The following is a 16491-nucleotide window of genomic DNA, read 5'->3' on the forward strand; positions in this document are numbered from 1 at the left end:
CCGCTACCCCAGGCTCGTACGGGCCAGCTCCACGAACTCCTCGTCCGTGAGGCCCAGTCCGCGTGCCTCCTCCGCCGCCTCGCGCAGCCGGGAGACCAGGCGGGCGCGGTCCGGGGCGGTGGCGCCGGGGACGATGACGGCTCCCCGGCCCCGGCGGAGTTCGATCAGGCCCTCCTCGCGGAGCCGCTGGTAGCCGCGGAGGACGGTGTGGACGTTGACGCCGAGGGAGTCGGCGAGTTCCCTGGCGGCCGGGAGGCGCTCGCCGGGCGCGGCGGAGCCGTCGGCGAGGGCGCCCCGGACACAGGCGGCGATCTGGTCGCCTAGGGGCGCGGCGGAGGCCGGGTCGACACGGAAGAGCACGGTCAGACCCTCCCACGCCGGTCGGTGAGCGTGTTGAGGAGGGCGGCGGCGGTGCCCGCGTCGGGCACGGTGACCGCGAACTCGCGCCCGCCGGCCCGCCGTACGACGAGGGCCTCGCCGGTGTGGAGCACCACGCCGGTCCGGTGGGACCTGACCCGGTAGCCCCAGCCGCCGAAGTCGCCGAGCACGGCGGCGGTGTCCAGCTTCCTGACGCTCGCGCCCACGACGTCGTCGAGCGGGACCCTGACCCGGGGCCGGGGGACGAGCGAGGGCCGGACGGTGACGCCGCGCCGGTCGACGGTGACGCGGACCCGGGCGAGGGTGAGGCCCGGCACGCCGACGAGCAGGCCGAGGAGCGCGAGCAGGGCGGCGGGCCAGGGGGCGAGGAGCAGGCCGGCCGGGACGGCGGCGAGGGCGAGCACCGCGAGAACGGTCAGCGGCGTCGAGCCGGTGGCGCGGGACCATCCCGCCACCTCGCTCGCGCCGAGGGCGAGCCGGGGGCCGTCGGCCGTGCCGGGGCCCTCGGCGGGCTCGTCGGCGGGGACGAGCGAGGTCAGCGCCCAACCGGCGAGGGCGCACACCGCGGCGGCGGCCGCGCCCGGCAGGAAGTCGGTGAGGGGGGAGACGGCCTGGGCGGGGTCGGTGACGTCGAGGTTGTTCCGTACGACGACGACGAGCATGGCTCCGGTGAGCCCGGCCGTCGCCCACGCGCCCCAGAGGACGGTCCGGCGGACGAGGACCGTCCAGCCGGTGCCGAGGCCGAGGAGCAGGCCGAGGCCGATGACGGCGAAGGCGGTGCGGCCGGTGAAGCCGTCGGCGCGGCCGCCGTCCTCGGCGGTGAAGTGGGTGGCGAGGGTGTCGGGGAGCCGGTCGTGCCAGAGGGCGAGGAGCAGCAGGCAGGCGGCGAGGGTGAGGGCGAAGGGCAGTGCGGCGAGTGCGCGCAGCCGAGGCGTGGCACGGTGCATGGAAACCTCCCGTTGTTCGCACCAGGATAGAACAAGTTGTTCGTACTTCGCTAGAACAACTCGGCTTTATACCCTGATGCGAACCCGGAGGCGCCTGGGCGCGGATCGCACGCCGACCGCGCGCCGACCGCATGCCGATCGCGCGCCGCCGCCGTCAGCCGCGGCCTTCGTCCAGGACCGCGCGCAGTGCCTCCGCGAACTCCGTGGGGGCACCCTGCTGGCCGAACTCGCCACCCAGGAAGCCGCCGTGGTGGCTCGGGAAGACGGCGAGCGGGGTGCCGAGCCCCTCGGCGACGGCGGCCGCCGCGCGGGCGGCGAGCTCCCCCTCGGACTCCTTGCCCGCCGCGACGACGATCCGCGTCGGAGCGGCGCGCAGGGCGGCGAGGTCGGGGCGGTACGAGGTGCAGCCGCGGATGTTCTGCCCGAGCAGCGGGTCGTCACGGGAGCCGTCGTCCTCGGTCGGCAGGCCGAACGCGGCCGGGGAGGGGGCGGGCTCCTCGGCCCAGTTCGCCGGGAACGGCCCCTTCCGGCCCGTCAGGGCGAGGAACTTGGCCATCGCGGGCCCCCAGCCCTCCCGCAGATAGGTCGCGTGGACGTCCGCGCAGGCCCCGAGCACCGCCTCCCGGTCCGGGACGAGCTGCGCGGTCGGCGGCTCGTGCGCGACGAGGGTGTGGACGAGTTCCCCGCGCCGGGCGACCAGGGCGAGGGCGTTGACGGCGCCGCCGCTGCTCGCGAAGACGTCCACGGGGCCGGAGCCGAGCGCCTCGATCAGCAGGGCCAGGTCGTCGGCGTGCTCGTCGGGGAGGGTCTCCGCCGCGCCGTCGGTGCGCTCGCTGCGGCCCACCCCGCGCGGGTCGTACGTGACGACGGTCCGGTCGGCGAAGTGGGAGGCGAGCGTGGTGAAGCCGGTCGCGTCCATGGGGGAGCCGATGAGCAGCAGGGGACGGTCGTCGGTGCCGGTGCCGGGGCGCACGTCGTAGCGCAGGGTCGCTCCGGCGGCGTCCAGGGTCCGGGTGTCGGTCTCGGCCATGGCTCTCTCCTCGGTGGTGGGACGGTCATGAGGTAGACCGCCACCCTCACCGGAACTCATCGGTCGCGCGGCCGACGAGGGGAACCGCCTTCTACTCGGCGCCGCAGTCGTGCTCGCCGGCGTCCACCACGACCCGGTCGAGCAGGCCGCGCAGCACCGTCTGCTCCGCCGCCGTCAGGTCGCCGAAGAGCTCGCGCTCGGCCGCGCTCACCGCCGCGTCGATCCGTTCGAGGGCCGCCGTGCCGGCCTCCGTGATCTCCACGATGTGGCGGCGCCGGTCGGCCGGGTCGCGGCGCCGCTCGGCGAGTCCCGCCGTCTCCAACTCGTTCAGGATCGAAACCAGTTGACTGGGGTCGACCTCCATCGCGGCGGCCAGGTCCCGCTGCCCCATGGCACCGGGCGCGAGCTGCATCAGCGTCATCGCGTTCCTCGGGTGGAGCCCCTCGACGCCCAGGGCGGCGCGGATGCGCGCGCCGGTGAGCTCCCCCCGGAAGGAGAGGAGGAAGCCGAGGCGGTCGGTCGGGAGAGCTGCCATGGCACCCACCGTAACAGCGGCCCTATTGTGGAGCCAGGCCAATCGTTGATACAGTTCAACGATTATTGGGACTGAATCATTGGAGCACACCCATGTTCATCGGCTACGCCGTCGTCGCCGCGCTTCTCGCCTTCGCGCTCTCCGCCTCCGCCTTCCTGACCTTCACCCGCAATCCGCAGATCGTCGGCAGCATGACCAAGCTGGACGTACCGGACTCCTGGCTGCCACGACTGGCGACCCTGAAGGCGGCGGGCGCGATCGGCCTGCTCGCGGGACTCGCCGTACCCCCGCTGGGCGGAGCGGCGGCGATCGGCGTGGCCCTCTACTTCGTCGGGGCCCTGGTCACGCACCTGCGGGCGAAGGACTACGAGCTGGCGCCGGTCGTGATCCTGACCCTGCTCGCGGTGGCCGCCCTGGCGCTGCGCATAGCCTCCGCGTGAGCAGGAAGGCCCCACCTCCGAGGGCCCCGACGCCGGCCGGACACCAAACGAGACGGAGCGTCTTGCCAGGCGCCACATCATCCCGTACTGTCGTCGCAACGAGACGGAGCGTCTCGTTTGTGACGCCAGAGGAGGCCTGCCCGTGTTCCGTGTCCAACTCGCCGACGTCGGCAAGCGCTACGACGCCCCCGCCCTTCCCGGCCGCCACGGCGTCCACCACCGCACCGTCCTCGACCGGGCCTCCCTCACCGTCCGCCCCGGCGAACGCCTCGGCGTCGTCGGCGACAACGGCTCCGGGAAGTCCACCCTCCTCCGGCTCCTCGCCGGCCTGGAGACCCCCGACAACGGCACCGTGACCGTCGAAGCCCCCGGCGGCCTCGGCCACCTCGCCCAGACACTGGACCTCCCCCCGACCGCCACCGTCGGGGACGCCGTCGACCACGCCCTCGCGGACGTACGGGAACGGGAGCGGGCGATCCGCGCCGCCGAGGACGCCCTCGCCGTGACCGGCGACCTCACCGGATACGCGGAACTGCTCGCCGCCCACGAGGCCCGGGGCGGCGACGGCGCCGACCGGCGGGTCGAGACCACCCTCCGGCGGCTCGGGGAACCCGGACCGCTCGACCGCGCCCGTACCCTCGGCAGCCTCTCCGGCGGGCAGCGCTCCCGGCTCGCCCTGGCCGCCGTGCTCGCCGCCGAACCCGAACTGCTGCTGCTCGACGAGCCGACCAACGACCTCGACGACGAGGCCGTGACCTGGCTGGAGGAGCGGCTCCTCGCCCACCGGGGCACGGTCGTCGCCGTCTCCCACGACCGGGCCTTCCTCGACCGGGTCACCACCGCCGTCCTGGAGGTCGACGATGACCGCCACACCCTGCGCCGCTACGGCAACGGCTACACCGGGTACCTCGCCGGCCGCGCCGCCGAACGGGCCCGCAGGCAGCGGGAGTACGAGGAGTGGAAGGAGGAACTCGCCCGCTACCGGACCCTCGCGGACACGAACATCGACCGCTTCTCCGCCATCCCCCGCAAGGCCCCGGCGGCGTTCAGCGGGGCCGGCGCCTTCCGGGCCCGGTCACGGGCGCACGGCGCCATGAGCCGCATCCGGGCCGCCCGCGAGAAGCACGCCCGGCTCACCGCCGACCCCGTGCCCGCGCCCCCGAAGCCCCTCCGCTTCCGGGCGGACCTCACGGGCGAGGGCGTGCCCGTCGACGTCGCCGGCCTCCGGGTCGACGGCCGGCTCCGGCTCGACGCCCTCCACCTCGACGCGGGCGAACGGCTCCTGGTCACCGGGCCGAACGGCGCCGGGAAGACCACGCTCCTGAAGGTCCTCGCGGGTGAACTCGCGCCGGACGCCGGCACGGTGAGCGTCCCGGGCCGGGTCGGACTGCTGCGTCAGGAGACGGCCCCGCCCACCGACCCCCGTCCGGTGGGCGAGGCCTTCGGAGCGGACCGCGCGGACGAACTGCTCGCCCTCGGTCTCTTCTCCGCCGGGGACCTGACCACCCCGGTCCGGTACCTGTCGACAGGACAGCGCCGGAAACTGGAACTGGCACGGCTCGTCACCGAACCCGCCGATCTGCTCCTTCTCGACGAGCCGACCAACCATCTGGCCCCGGCGCTCGTGGAGGAGATCGAGGCCGCGCTCGCGCTGTACCGGGGCACGCTGGTCGTGGTCAGCCACGACCGGCGGCTCAGGCGGGGATTCCGGGGCCGCCGTCTCGAACTGGCCCCGGAGTCCCTGGTCATGAGCTGAGACGCACGACCTACTCGTCGTCGCCTTCGAGGTCGCCCTCGGTCTCCAGGAACACCTGGCGCAGCGCGGCCAGCGTCTCCGGGTCCGGCTTCTCCCACATGCCGCGCGACTCGGCCTCAAGGAGCCGCTCCGCGATGCCGTGCAGCGCCCACGGGTTGGCCTCCTTCAGGAAGGCCTGGTTCTCCGGGTCGAGGACGTACTCCTGCGTCAGCTTGTCGTACATCCAGTCGGCGACCACACCCGTCGTCGCGTCGTACCCGAAGAGGTAGTCGACCGTCGCCGCCAGCTCGAACGCGCCCTTGTAGCCGTGGCGGCGCATCGCCTCGATCCAGCGCGGGTTGACCACGCGCGCGCGGAAGACCCGGGAGGTCTCCTCGACGAGCGTCCGGGTGCGGACGGTCTCCGGCCGCGTCGAGTCACCGATGTACGCCTCGGGCGCCGTGCCCTTCAGCGCGCGGACGGTCGCCACCATGCCGCCGTGGTACTGGAAGTAGTCGTCCGAGTCCGCGATGTCGTGCTCACGGGTGTCCGTGTTCTTCGCGGCGACCGCGATCCGCTTGTACGCCGTCTCCATCTCGGCCCGCGCCGGCCGCCCTTCGAGCCCGCGCCCGTACGCGTACCCGCCCCACACCGTGTACACCTCGGCGAGGTCCGCGTCCGTGCGCCAGTCGCGCGAGTCGATCAGCTGCAGGATGCCCGCGCCGTACGTGCCGGGCCGGGAGCCGAAGATGCGGGTGGTCGCGCGCCGCTCGTCGCCGTGCTCGGCGAGATCGGCCTGCGCGTGCGCCCGTACGTAGTTCTCCGACGCGGGCTCGTCCAGGCCGGCCACCAGGCGGACGGCGTCGTCGAGGAGCCCGATGACGTGCGGGAACGCGTCCCGGAAGAAGCCCGAGATGCGCAGCGTGACATCGACGCGCGGACGGCCGAGCTCCGCGAGCGGGATCGGCTCCAGGCCGTTCACCCGGCGCGAGGCCTCGTCCCACAGCGGGCGGACGCCGAGCAGCGCCAGCGCCTCGGCCACGTCGTCGCCCGCCGTGCGCATCGCGCTCGTCCCCCACAGGGAGAGGCCCACGGACGTCGGCCAGTCGCCGTTGTCGGTGCGGTAGCGCTCCAGGAGGGAGTCCGCGAGCGCCTGCCCGGTCTCCCAGGCCAGCCGCGACGGCACGGCCTTCGGGTCGACCGAGTAGAAGTTCCGGCCCGTCGGCAGGACGTTGACCAGGCCCCGCAGCGGCGAACCGGACGGGCCCGCCGGGACGAAGCCGCCGTTGAGGGCGTGCACGGCGTGGCCGAGTTCGTCGGTGGTGGCGGCCAGGCGCGGCACGACCTGCTCGCAGGCGAAGCGGAGCACGGCGTGCACCTCGGAGCCGTACGCGGCGGCGACCGCCGGGACCGCGTCGACGTCCCAGTCCGCCGCCTCCATCGCCTCGACCAGCTCACGGGCCTTGGCCTCCGCCTCGTCGGCGGTGGTGCGGGTCGCGGCCGACTCGTCGAGACCCAGGGCCTCGCGCAGGCCCGGCAGCGCCTGCGTACCGCCCCAGATCTGGCGGGCGCGCAGGATGGAGAGGACCAGGTTGACGCGGGCCTCGCCCTCCGGGGCGCCGCCGAGGACGTGCAGACCGTCGCGGATCTGGGCGTCCTTGACCTCGCACAGCCAGCCGTCGACGTGCAGCAGGAAGTCGTCGAAGCCGTCGTCCTCCGGGCGCTCCTGGAGACCGAGGTCGTGGTCGAGCTTCGCGGCCTGGATCAGCGTCCAGATCTGGGCGCGGATCGCGGGCAGCTTCGCCGGGTCCATGGAGGAGATCTGCGCGTACTCGTCGAGCAGCTGCTCCAGGCGCGCGATGTCGCCGTACGAGTCGGCGCGGGCCATCGGCGGCACCAGGTGGTCGACGAGGGTCGCGTGGACGCGCCGCTTGGCCTGGGTGCCCTCGCCCGGGTCGTTGACGAGGAACGGGTAGATCAGCGGGATGTCGCCGAGGGCCGCGTCGGGGCCGCAGGCGGCGGACAGGCCGGCGTTCTTGCCGGGCAGCCACTCCAGGTTGCCGTGCTTGCCCAGGTGGACCATGGCGTCGGCGCCGAAGCCGCCGTCCTCGGCGCGGGCGGCGATCCAGCGGTAGGCGGCCAGGTAGTGGTGGGACGGCGGGAGATCGGGGTCGTGGTAGATCGCGATCGGGTTCTCGCCGAAGCCGCGCGGCGGCTGGATGAGGATCAGCAGGTTCCCGCGCCGCAGGGCGGCCAGGACGATGTCGCCCTCCGGGTTGCGGGACCGGTCGAGGAACATCTCGCCGGGCGCCGGGCCCCAGTGCTCCTCGACGTGGGTCCGCAGCTCCTCGGGCAGGGTCGCGTACCAGCGCTTGTAGTCGGCGGCCGGGATGCGGACCGGGTTGCGGGCGAGCTGCTCCTCCGTCAGCCAGTCCTGGTCGTGGCCGCCTGCCTCGATGAGCGCGTAGATCAGCTCGTCGCCGTCACCGGAGACCAGGCCGGGAAGCTCCTCGGCGGGCCCGAAGTCGTACCCCTCCGCGATCAGACGGCGCAGGAGCGAGACGGCGGAGGCGGGGGTGTCCAGGCCGACGGCGTTGCCGATGCGGGAGTGCTTCGTCGGGTACGCGGAGAGGACGAGCGCCAGCTTCTTCTCGGCGTTCGGGATGTGCCGGAGCCGGGCGTGCCGGACGGCGATCCCGGCGACGCGGGCGGCCCGCTCGGTGTCCGCGACGTACGCGGGCAGACCGTCCTCGTCGATCTCCTTGAACGAGAACGGGACCGTGATCAGGCGTCCGTCGAACTCGGGCACGGCGACCTGGCTGGCCGCGTCCAGCGGCGAGAGGCCCTCGTCGTTCTCCTCCCACGCGGCCCGCGAACCGGTCAGGCACAGCGCCTGGAGGATCGGCACGTCGAGCGCGGCCAGCGCGCCCGCGTCCCAGGCCTCCTCGTCACCGCCGGCCTGCGCCTCGGCGGGCTTGGTGCCGCCCGCCGCGAGGACGGTGGTGACGATGGCGTCGGCGGTACGGAGGCGGTCGAGCAGCTCCGGCTCGGGGGCGCGCAGGGACGCCACGTACAGCGGGAGGGCCCGGGCGCCGGCGTCCTCGATCGCGTCGCAGAGGGTGCCGACGAAGCCGGTGTTCCCGCTCATGTGGTGGGCGCGGTAGTAGAGCACGGCGACCGTGGGGCCCTCGGTGCTCCTCGGGGTGCGCTCCAGGGGGCCCCAGGTGGGGGCGGCGGCCGGGGCGTCGAAGCCGTGGCCGGTGAGCAGGACCGTGTCCGAGAGGAAGCGGGCCAGCTGCTCCAGGTTCCCGGGGCCGCCGTGCGCGAGGTAGGCGTGGGCCTCGGTGGCGACGCCGACGGGGACGGTGGACGCCTCCATCAGCTGCGCGTCGGGGGCCTGTTCGCCGCTGAGGACGACCACCGGCTTCCCGGCGGCGCGGACCGCGTCCAGGCCCTCGTCCCAGGAGCGCAGGCCGCCGAGGAGCCGGACGACGACGAGGTCGGCGCCGTCCAGGAGGCCGGGCAGGTCGGCGAGGGGGAGACGGGCGGGGTTGGCGAAGCGGTACTCCACCGGGCCGCCGGCCGCGCGGGCGCTGAGCAGGTCGGTGTCGGAGTGCGACAGCAGCAGAAGCATGGCGAGCGCAGGCCTTCCTCGGGGTTGTCCGCGCCCCGGGTGGTCGTATGGATGGCGGGAGTTCCTGACTCACCCGCTCCGTCGTGCGCGGAGCGGGCTCACAGTGGCGGGACCGCGCCGGATTCTCACCGGGCTTCCTCCCCGGGGTCCTGGGACCCCATGCCGATCTGCATCCTAGATCGTGCCGCCCACGGGCCGGGGCGGGCCGCCGAGTCGGCCTGATCACACCCGGTGGGCGCCCGGTTCCCCGTGGGTATGCTCGCCGCCATGCCGCCCACCCGACCCACGACGCCCGAACCGGGCGAAGCTCGCATACGGGACCGTGGCGACGCCTGCCCCGGGGCGCTGCGCCTGCACCCCGCCGAGGACGGCCGCCTGGCCCGACTGCGCCTGCCCGCAGGTCGATTGACGGCCCATCAGGTCGAGGTGCTCGCGCACGCGGCGGAGACCCTGGGCGACGGGCGGATCAGCATCACCTCCCGCGGCAACGCGGAGCTGCGAGGCCTCGCGGACGACTGCGGGGCGCGGCTCGCGGCGCTCCTCACGGACGCGGGCCTGCTGCCCTCCCCCACCCACGAGCGCGTCCGCAACATCGTCGCCTCGCCCACCGCGGGACTCGACGGACTCGGCTCCGCGGACGTGCAGTTGTGGGCGCGCGAGCTGGACGCCGCGCTGTGCGCCGCTCCCCGGGCCGCGGCCCTCTCGGGACGGTTCCTGTTCGTCCTGGACGACGGGCGCGGGGACGTGGCGGCGCTCGGCGGGGATGTGAGCTTGGTCGCAGGGGGCGACGGGTCCGTCCTGCTGCGGCTCGGCCCCCGGGCCTTCCGGCTCGCCGCCGCCGACGCCGTCCGGGCCGCCCTCGCCGCCGCCCTCGCGTTCCTCGACGCCGCCGACGCGGCCGGGAACGGGGCCTGGCGGCCCCAGGAACTGCCCGCCGGCCACGAGCCGGACTGGGCGGGCGCCCTGGCGGCGGCGGGGATCGCCGCCGAGCCCGTCCCCGTACCGCCGCCGCCGACGTCCCGCCCGCCGGCGCCCGGCGTCCTCCGGGACGGCGCCCTGTACGTCCTCGCCCCGCTCGGCCGGCTGACCGCCGCCCAACTCCGGGCCCTGCTGCCGGCCGACGAGGTCCGGCTCACGCCGTGGCGCGGCGCGGTGGTCGTCGGCCCACGGACGCCCCAGGGCCCCGCCCCGGACGTGCGGCCGACCGGCCCGCAGGCCCCCGGCCTGACAGCCACCGGTCCGCAGGCCCACGGCCCCGCCCGAGCCGACCGGCTCCCGGCCCAGGACGCCACCCCCGCCAACCGGCTCCCGGCCCAGGGCGAGACCCCCACCGACCGGCTCGCGGCCCGGAGCGAGACCCCCGCCGACCCGCTCCCGGCCCAGGACGCCACCTCCGCCGGCCCCCTCGCGGCCCAGGGCGAGACCCCCGCCGAGCGACCCCCGGCCCAGGCCCCCACCCCCGCCGACCGGCTCGCCCTCCTGGAGGCGGCCGGGCTCGTCACGCGGGCCGACGCGGCCCTCGCCGGGGTCACCGTCTGCACCGGGCGGCACGGGTGCGCCAAGTCCCTCGCCGACGTGCGGGCGGACGCCCTCGCCGCGCCCGCGGGGCCGCTGCCCGTGCACTTCTCCGGATGCGCGCGCGGCTGCGGGCACCCGTACGGCGACTGGATCGAGGTCCTCGCCACCGGCGACGACACCTACCGGGTGGACGGCGTCCCCACCCCCCGCGCCTCCCTGTCCGCAGCGGTCGCGGCGGCTCGCACCGCGTCGACCCACCCGCCCCACACGAGATGAGCGAGAGCGACACCATGTTCGACTACGAGAAGGACGGGGCGGAGATCTACCGCCGGTCCTTTGCCACGATCCGCGCCGAGGCGGATCTCGCGGGCCTGCCCGCCGACGTCGCCCAGGTGGCGGTCCGGATGATCCACGCCTGCGGCATGACCGACCTCGTGCGGGACATCGCGTACTCCCCCGGCGTGGTCGCGAGCGCCCGCGCCGCCCTCCGGGCCGGCGCGCCCATCCTCTGCGACGCGCAGATGGTCGCCAGCGGCGTCACCCGCAAGCGGCTGCCCGCCGACAACGAGGTGATCTGCACGCTCTCCGACCCGTCCGTGCCGGACCTCGCCGCCGAACTCGGCACCACCCGCTCCGCCGCCGCCCTCGAACTGTGGCGGGACCGCCTCGAAGGCTCCGTCGTCGCCATCGGCAACGCACCCACCGCCCTCTTCCACCTCCTGGAGATGATCGGCAAGGGCGCGGGGAGGCCCGCGGCCGTCCTCGGCATACCGGTCGGCTTCATCGGCGCCGCCGAGTCCAAGGACGCCCTCGCCGCCCAGGACCTCGGCCTCGAACACCTCGTCGTCCGGGGCCGCCGCGGCGGCAGCGCGATGACGGCCGCCGCGATCAACGCGATCGCCCACGAAGCGGAGATCCAGCAGTGAGCGCGACCGGAGAAGCGACCGTGCCCGGAAAGCTGTACGGCGTCGGCCTCGGCCCCGGCGACCCGGACCTGATGACGGTGGCGGCCGTGAAGGCCATCGCCGCCGCGGACGTGATCGCCTACCACTCGGCCCGCCACGGCCGCTCCATCGCCCGCTCGATCGCCGCGGAGCACCTGCGCGAGGACCACATCGAGGAGCGGCTGATGTACCCGCTCACGGTGGAGACCACGGACCACCCCGGCGGCTACCGGGGCGCCCTGAACGACTTCTACGAGGAGGCCTCGGCCCGCCTCGCCGCCCACCTCGACGCGGGGCGCACGGTCGCCGTCCTCGCCGAGGGCGACCCGCTGTTCTACGGCTCGTACCAGCACATGCACAAGCGGCTCGCGGACCGCTACGACACGACCGTCATCCCCGGCGTCACCTCCGTCAGCGCCGCCGCCGCCCGGCTCGGCGAGCCGCTGTGCGAGGCCGAGGAAGTCCTCACGATCATCCCCGGCACCCTGCCGGAGGACGAGCTGACGGCCCGGCTCGCGGGCACCGACTCGGCGGTCGTGATGAAGCTCGGCCGCACCTTCCCCACCGTGCGGCGGGCCCTGGAGCGGGCCGGCCGGCTCGACGACGCCCGGTACGTGGAGCGGGCGTTCATGGCGGGCGAGCGGACCGGCGACCTCGCCGGCGTCGACCCGGACTCCGTCCCCTACTTCTCCGTCGCCGTCCTGCCCTCCCGTATCGACCAGGAGCCCCCCGTACGGGAGCGGGGCGAGGTCGTCGTCGTCGGCACCGGACCGGCCGGAGCGCCCTGGCTCACCCCCGAGTCGCGCGGCGCGCTCGTGAACGCCGACGTCCTCGTCGGCTACACCACCTACCTGGACCGGGTGCCGGTGCTGCGCCCCGGGCAGATCCGGCACGGCTCCGACAACAAGGTGGAGTCCGAGCGGGCCGAGTTCGCCCTCGACCTGGCCCGGCGCGGCCACCGGGTCGCGGTCGTCTCCGGCGGCGACCCGGGCGTCTTCGCGATGGCGACGGCGGTCCTCGAAGTGGCCGCCGAACCGGCGTACGCCGACGTGCCCGTACGGGTCCTCCCCGGGGTGACCGCCGCCAACGCGGCCGCCGCCGCCGCGGGCGCCCCGCTCGGCCACGACTACGCGACGATCTCGCTGTCCGACCGGCTCAAGCCCTGGGACGTCATCGAGACCCGGCTGCGCGCCGCCGCCTCGGCCGACCTGGTCCTCGCCCTCTACAACCCGGGGTCGAAGTCCCGCACCCACCAGGTGGCCGCCGCCCGCGACCTCCTGCTCGAACTCCGCTCCCCCGAGACCCCGGTGGTCGTCGCCCGCGACGTCGGCGGCCCCGAGCAGTCGGTCCGGGTGGTCACCCTGAAGACCCTGGAGCCGTCCGAGGTCGACATGCGGACCCTCCTCCTCATCGGCTCCTCGCAGACCCGTGCGGTGGAACGCCCCGACGGCCGGACGATCACCTGGACACCGCGCCGGTACGGGTGACCGTGGCCGTCCCCGGCTCACGGCCCGCGGTCAGCTCCGGGTGAAGGTGCCCAGACCCTCCTGGTCCAGGTACTCGACGCGGACGGTCTTCCCGTCCGGGGAGAACGTGACGCCGGTGAGGCCGACGGCGTTCTCGCCGCGGGTCGGGAAGCTGAACGTGTCGCCGTCGTAGTGGGTGAGCCGGTACGTCTGGGGCTCCGGCCCCAGACGGAGGACCAGACCGCCGCCCTCCTCGGCCACCGTCAGCCTGCCGAAGTAGTCGTTGGTGTACGTGCCGGTGTAGGCGTCGGCGGCCTTGGCGGGGGTGGCGTCGGCGGGCGGCTTCGCGTAGTCGGTCTCGGATCGGGCGGCGTCCTCCTGCTGCTGGTAGATGCCGTCGACGAGCGGCACCCAGTCGCGGCTCGGCCTGCCGTCCTGCGCGGTGTCGAAGAAGTCGAGGGCGACGGCGTCCGCGACGCCGACGGGCGCGCCGTTGGTGAGGACGACGATCCCGAGCTGTTCGCCCGGCAGCATCGTGACGTTGGTGTGCGCGCCGAGCGCGAACGCCCCGGTGTGCGAGAGCCGCAGCCGGCCCTCGTCGTCGTACGACACGTTCCAGCCGAGGCCGTAGAAGCCGGTCCGGCCCGCCGGCGCGTGCGGGGGCGAGGCGACGCTCTCGGGGTGGTGGGTGAGGTCCAGCGCCTCGGCGTCGACGATCTTCTTCCCGTCCAGCGTGCCGTTCCCGAGCTGGAGCCGCAGCCAGGTCGCCATGTCACGGGCCGAGGAGCTGACGCCGCCCGCCGGAGCCTGGGCGTCCGGGTCGCGTACGGACGCCTTCCAGGTCCCGTCGGCCTCCTTCACGTGGCCGACGGCCCGGTCGGCGTTCGAGGCGAAGTCCTGGAAGCGGGAACTGGTGTCGTTCATGCCGGCGGGCTTGTAGAGGACGTCCTCGGAGAGCTTCGTCCACGGCACGCCCTTCTCCGCCGCGACGGCCTCGGCCGCCGCCGTCAGACCGAAGTTGGTGTACGCGTAGCTCGCGCGGAACGGTGCCAGGGGCTCGTACCGCAGGTGGGACAGGATGTACTCCTGGTCGTAGCCGATGTCCTCCAGGAGGTCGCCCGCGTGGTCGGGCAGGCCGCTGCGGTGCGAGAACAGGTCGGCGACCGTCACATGGGAGGTCACCCACGGGTCCTTCAGGCGGAACCCGGGCAGCTCGGGGGCGACCGGCCGCTGCCAGCCCTCGACGCCGACGGCCCCCGCGACGACGGTGGAGGCGATCGGCTTCGACACGGACGCCAGCTGGAAGACGGTGTCGGCGTCGACACGGGCGTCCTTGCCGACCTCACGGACCCCGTACCCCTTGAGGTGGACGACCTTGTCCTGGTACACGACGGCGACGGACACCCCGGGGAGCCCGGTGCGTTTCATCATCGCCGCGACATCGGCGTCGATCCGGCCGACGGCCCGGTCCACGTCCGCCCGGTCGAGCACGGGCGGCGGCTGCGCCGGGGGCGGTTCGGGCGTCGGGGAGGGGGAGGGGCTCGGAGCGGCACCGATGAGCGCCACCAGCCCCGCCGTGGCAAGCCACCGGACGGTTCCCATCACTCCATTGAACGCCGGGTGGAATCGGCTGTCGCGCCGGGAGCGGGACCCCGGTACGTACGCACCGCCGGCACGGACGGTGTGCTCCTGGAGTGGGACGCCAGCACGGAGCCCGACCTCGAACGGTACGACCTGTACAAGGGCGAGTTTCCGGGCGGATGAGGAGGAGCCGGGCGGCGGCGTGTGGGTCTTCCGCCACGTCGACTACATCCCGGCGGCGGCCACCTCGCACCTCCTCGCGTCCCCGCAGGACGGCGACCGGTACCGCTTCGCCGTCGCCGCCGTCGACAAGTGGGGCAACACGCTCGCCAGGGACATCAACGACGTGTCCTGGGTCGAGGTCGAGGAACTCCCCGCCGGCTGACCCTCACCGCTCCCGCACCCACGCCGCCGCCTCCTCCGGTCCCGTCGCCACCGGTACGCCCTCCGGGACCGGGGGGCGGCGGACCACGACGACCGGGAGGCCGGCCTCGCGGGCCGCGCGGAGTTTGGGGGCGGTCGCCGCGCCGCCGCTGTCCTTCGTCACCAGGACGTCGATCCGGTGGCGGCGCAGCAGCTCCCGCTCCCCGTCGAGGGCGAACGGCCCCCGGTCGAGCAGGATCTCGACGCGGGCCGGCATCGGGGCCTCCGGGGCGTCGACCGAGCGGACCAGGAACCATTCGGGGCGGTCCGCGAAGGCCGCAAGGCCCATGCGGCCGGTCGTCAGGAACACCCGGTCGCCGAGACCGGTCAGGGCGCGGGCCGCTTCCTCCAGGGAGGGCACCTCGCGCCAGTCGTCGCCCTCCACCGGGACCCAGCCGGGGCGGCGCAGCGCGAGCAGGGGAACATGGGCGGTGGCGGCCGCCCGGGCCGCGTTGAAGCTGATCCGCTCGGCGAAGGGATGCGTGGCGTCGATGACCGCGTCCACCGCGTGCCCGCCGATCCACTCCACGAGCCCGTCGACCCCGCCGAACCCCCCGATCCGCACCTCGCCGGCCGGCAGCCGGGGCGCGGCCACCCGCCCGGCGAGCGAGCTGGTCACCCTCACGTCGGTGTGCAGCAGGTCCGCGAGGGCGCGGGCCTCGGCGGTCCCCCCGAGAATGAGTATGTGCACAGGAGCCTCTTCGTGACTTCAGGCGGCGGGCGTGAGGCCCAACTCAAGCACACCGGCCTCCGACCGGGCTGGACGACGGGCGCCTGCGCGACGGCGGCGACGACGGCCGCGTACACGGCGCTCCTGACCGGCGACTTCCCGGACCCGGTGACGATCACGCTGCCCAAGGGCCAGACGCCGTCGTTCGCGCTGACGGCGGAGTCCCTCCGGCCGGGCTCGGCCATGGCGGCCGTGGTCAAGGACGCGGGCGACGACCCGGACGTCACGCACGGCGCGGTGATCCGGGCGACGGTACGGCTGCTTCCGCCGGGCTCGGGCGTCGTGTTCCGGGCGGGCGAGGGCGTCGGTACGGTCACCCTGCCCGGCCTGCCGCTGGAGGTGGGCGAGCCGGCGATCAACCCGGTGCCCCGGCAGCTGATGCGGGAGCACGTCGCGGAGGTCGCGGCCCGGCACGGCGGCGGCGGGGACGTCGAGATCACCGTGTCCGTCGACAACGGCGCCGAGATCGCCCGCTCCACCTGGAACCCCCGCATCGGCATCCTCGGCGGCCTGTCGATCCTCGGCACGACGGGCGTCGTGGTCCCGTACTCGTGCTCGGCGTGGATCGACTCCATCCGCCGGGGCGTGGACGTGGCCCGCGCGGGCGGGCTCACCCACGTGGCGGGCTGTACGGGCTCCACCTCCGAGCGCACGGTCGCCGGGCTCTACGAGCTGCCGGAGATCGCCCTCCTCGACATGGGCGACTTCGCGGGCGCGGTCCTCAAGTACATCCGCCGCCATCCGGTCGACCGCCTCACGATCTGCGGCGGCTTCGCGAAGCTGTCCAAGCTGGCGGCCGGCCATCTCGACCTCCACTCGGCCCGCTCCCAGGTCGACCGGGCCTTCCTCGCGGACCTGGCCCGCACGGGGGGCGCCTCGGAGGCGCTGGCGGCGGAGATCACCGAGGCGAACACGGGCCTGGCCGCCCTGCGTCTCTGCGAGGCCGCCGGCGTCCCCCTCGGCGACCTGGTCGCCGCCCGCGCCCGCGACGAGTCCCTGGCGGTCCTGCGCGGCGCCCCGGTCGCGGTCGACGTCGTCTGCATCGACCGGGCGGGGACGGTGGTGGGCCGGTCGTCGGTGGCGGGCCCGGATGCGTCCCGTGGCGGGCGACCCTAGGCTGTCGAGGGCAC

At 74.8% G+C, this 16491-nt stretch carries 15 protein-coding genes and 1 riboswitch; of the genes, 8 read left to right on the forward strand and 7 right to left on the reverse strand.

Annotation, left to right across the window (positions count from 1 at the left end; all coding sequences use genetic code 11):
• Window positions 1-3: 3 nt before the first annotated feature.
• The 4 genes from AMK29_RS11395 to AMK29_RS11410 form a co-directional block, all read right to left on the reverse strand.
• Window positions 4-360, reverse strand: coding sequence for a GntR family transcriptional regulator (locus AMK29_RS11395; RefSeq protein WP_073811353.1), 357 nt, complete (start codon window positions 358-360; stop codon window positions 4-6).
• Window positions 361-362: 2 nt separating this feature from the next.
• Window positions 363-1325: a hypothetical protein gene (locus tag AMK29_RS11400; RefSeq protein ID WP_073811356.1), complete on the reverse strand. Its 963-nt coding sequence runs from the start codon at window positions 1323-1325 to the stop codon at window positions 363-365.
• A gap of 154 nt (window positions 1326-1479) precedes the next feature.
• Entirely contained in the window at window positions 1480-2355 is an 876-nt protein-coding gene (locus AMK29_RS11405) for an alpha/beta fold hydrolase (RefSeq protein ID WP_073811358.1), read from the reverse strand.
• Between the two features lie 91 nt (window positions 2356-2446).
• Window positions 2447-2890, reverse strand: a complete 444-nt coding sequence (locus tag AMK29_RS11410; RefSeq protein ID WP_073811361.1) for a MarR family winged helix-turn-helix transcriptional regulator — start codon at window positions 2888-2890, stop codon at window positions 2447-2449.
• A 92-nt stretch (window positions 2891-2982) separates the two neighbouring features.
• Between AMK29_RS11410 and AMK29_RS11415 the strand changes: the two genes are divergently transcribed.
• Both AMK29_RS11415 and abc-f read left to right on the forward strand, forming a co-directional pair.
• Complete coding sequence (locus AMK29_RS11415) at window positions 2983-3330, forward strand: DoxX family protein (protein ID WP_073811364.1); 348 nt, start codon at window positions 2983-2985, stop codon at window positions 3328-3330.
• A 136-nt stretch (window positions 3331-3466) separates the two neighbouring features.
• Window positions 3467-5086, forward strand: a complete 1620-nt coding sequence (abc-f, locus tag AMK29_RS11420; protein ID WP_073811367.1) for a ribosomal protection-like ABC-F family protein — start codon at window positions 3467-3469, stop codon at window positions 5084-5086.
• Between the two features lie 10 nt (window positions 5087-5096).
• Here abc-f and cobN read toward each other — a convergent pair whose 3' ends face one another.
• The gene (gene cobN, locus AMK29_RS11425) at window positions 5097-8699 is read right to left on the reverse strand and encodes a cobaltochelatase subunit CobN (protein WP_073811370.1); all 3603 of its coding nucleotides are present in this window, start codon (window positions 8697-8699) and stop codon (window positions 5097-5099) included.
• A gap of 39 nt (window positions 8700-8738) precedes the next feature.
• A riboswitch (cobalamin riboswitch) is annotated at window positions 8739-8881 on the reverse strand.
• 85 nt (window positions 8882-8966) lie between these two features.
• On the opposite strand from cobN, the gene AMK29_RS11430 reads away from it, so the two are divergent.
• The 3 genes from AMK29_RS11430 (at window position 8967) to cobJ (ending at window position 12648) form a co-directional block, all read left to right on the forward strand.
• A complete protein-coding gene (locus AMK29_RS11430; protein WP_241845290.1) occupies window positions 8967-10493 on the forward strand; it encodes a cobalamin biosynthesis protein CobG in 1527 nt (508 codons plus the stop codon).
• Window positions 10490-11143, forward strand: coding sequence for a precorrin-8X methylmutase (locus tag AMK29_RS11435; RefSeq protein WP_073811372.1), 654 nt, complete (start codon window positions 10490-10492; stop codon window positions 11141-11143). Before AMK29_RS11430 ends, AMK29_RS11435 begins: the two co-directional genes overlap by 4 nt.
• Before the next feature lie 71 nt (window positions 11144-11214).
• On the forward strand, window positions 11215-12648 hold the full coding sequence (cobJ, locus tag AMK29_RS11440; protein WP_241845330.1) for a precorrin-3B C(17)-methyltransferase: 1434 nt from the start codon (window positions 11215-11217) through the stop codon (window positions 12646-12648).
• 30 nt (window positions 12649-12678) lie between these two features.
• On the opposite strand, the gene AMK29_RS11445 is transcribed toward cobJ, so the two are convergent.
• Entirely contained in the window at window positions 12679-14229 is a 1551-nt protein-coding gene (locus AMK29_RS11445) for a serine hydrolase (RefSeq protein WP_073811377.1), read from the reverse strand.
• Window positions 14230-14247: 18 nt separating this feature from the next.
• Here AMK29_RS11445 and AMK29_RS36350 point away from each other — a divergent pair, with 18 nt between their 5' ends.
• Entirely contained in the window at window positions 14248-14391 is a 144-nt protein-coding gene (locus tag AMK29_RS36350; protein WP_158071308.1) for a hypothetical protein, read from the forward strand.
• Between the two features lie 19 nt (window positions 14392-14410).
• Window positions 14411-14593, forward strand: coding sequence for a hypothetical protein (locus AMK29_RS11450; protein WP_073811379.1), 183 nt, complete (start codon window positions 14411-14413; stop codon window positions 14591-14593).
• Window positions 14594-14596: 3 nt separating this feature from the next.
• Here the strand turns inward: AMK29_RS11450 and AMK29_RS11455 are convergent, their stop codons facing one another.
• The gene (locus tag AMK29_RS11455; protein WP_073811382.1) at window positions 14597-15322 is read right to left on the reverse strand and encodes a cobalt-precorrin-6A reductase; all 726 of its coding nucleotides are present in this window, start codon (window positions 15320-15322) and stop codon (window positions 14597-14599) included.
• 12 nt (window positions 15323-15334) lie between these two features.
• Here AMK29_RS11455 and AMK29_RS11460 point away from each other — a divergent pair, with 12 nt between their 5' ends.
• Window positions 15335-16477, forward strand: coding sequence for a cobalt-precorrin-5B (C(1))-methyltransferase (locus AMK29_RS11460; RefSeq protein WP_073812153.1), 1143 nt, complete (start codon window positions 15335-15337; stop codon window positions 16475-16477).
• Window positions 16478-16491 lie beyond the last annotated feature (14 nt).

The organism is Streptomyces sp. CB02261, from assembly GCF_001905665.1.
Lineage (GTDB): Bacteria > Actinomycetota > Actinomycetes > Streptomycetales > Streptomycetaceae > Streptomyces.

Coding starts and splice junctions, on each gene's coding strand:
- AMK29_RS11400 (WP_073811356.1), bottom strand. CDS start 1,325: ATGCACCGTGCCACGCCTCGGCTGCGCGCACTCGCCGCACTGCCCTTC.
- AMK29_RS11405 (WP_073811358.1), bottom strand. CDS start 2,355: ATGGCCGAGACCGACACCCGGACCCTGGACGCCGCCGGAGCGACCCTG.
- AMK29_RS11410 (WP_073811361.1), bottom strand. CDS start 2,890: ATGGCAGCTCTCCCGACCGACCGCCTCGGCTTCCTCCTCTCCTTCCGG.
- AMK29_RS11415 (WP_073811364.1), top strand. CDS start 2,983: ATGTTCATCGGCTACGCCGTCGTCGCCGCGCTTCTCGCCTTCGCGCTC.
- cobN (WP_073811370.1), bottom strand. CDS start 8,699: ATGCTTCTGCTGCTGTCGCACTCCGACACCGACCTGCTCAGCGCCCGC.
- AMK29_RS11430 (WP_241845290.1), top strand. CDS start 8,967: ATGCCGCCCACCCGACCCACGACGCCCGAACCGGGCGAAGCTCGCATA.
- AMK29_RS11435 (WP_073811372.1), top strand. CDS start 10,490: ATGAGCGAGAGCGACACCATGTTCGACTACGAGAAGGACGGGGCGGAG.
- cobJ (WP_241845330.1), top strand. CDS start 11,215: ATGACGGTGGCGGCCGTGAAGGCCATCGCCGCCGCGGACGTGATCGCC.
- AMK29_RS11445 (WP_073811377.1), bottom strand. CDS start 14,229: ATGGGAACCGTCCGGTGGCTTGCCACGGCGGGGCTGGTGGCGCTCATC.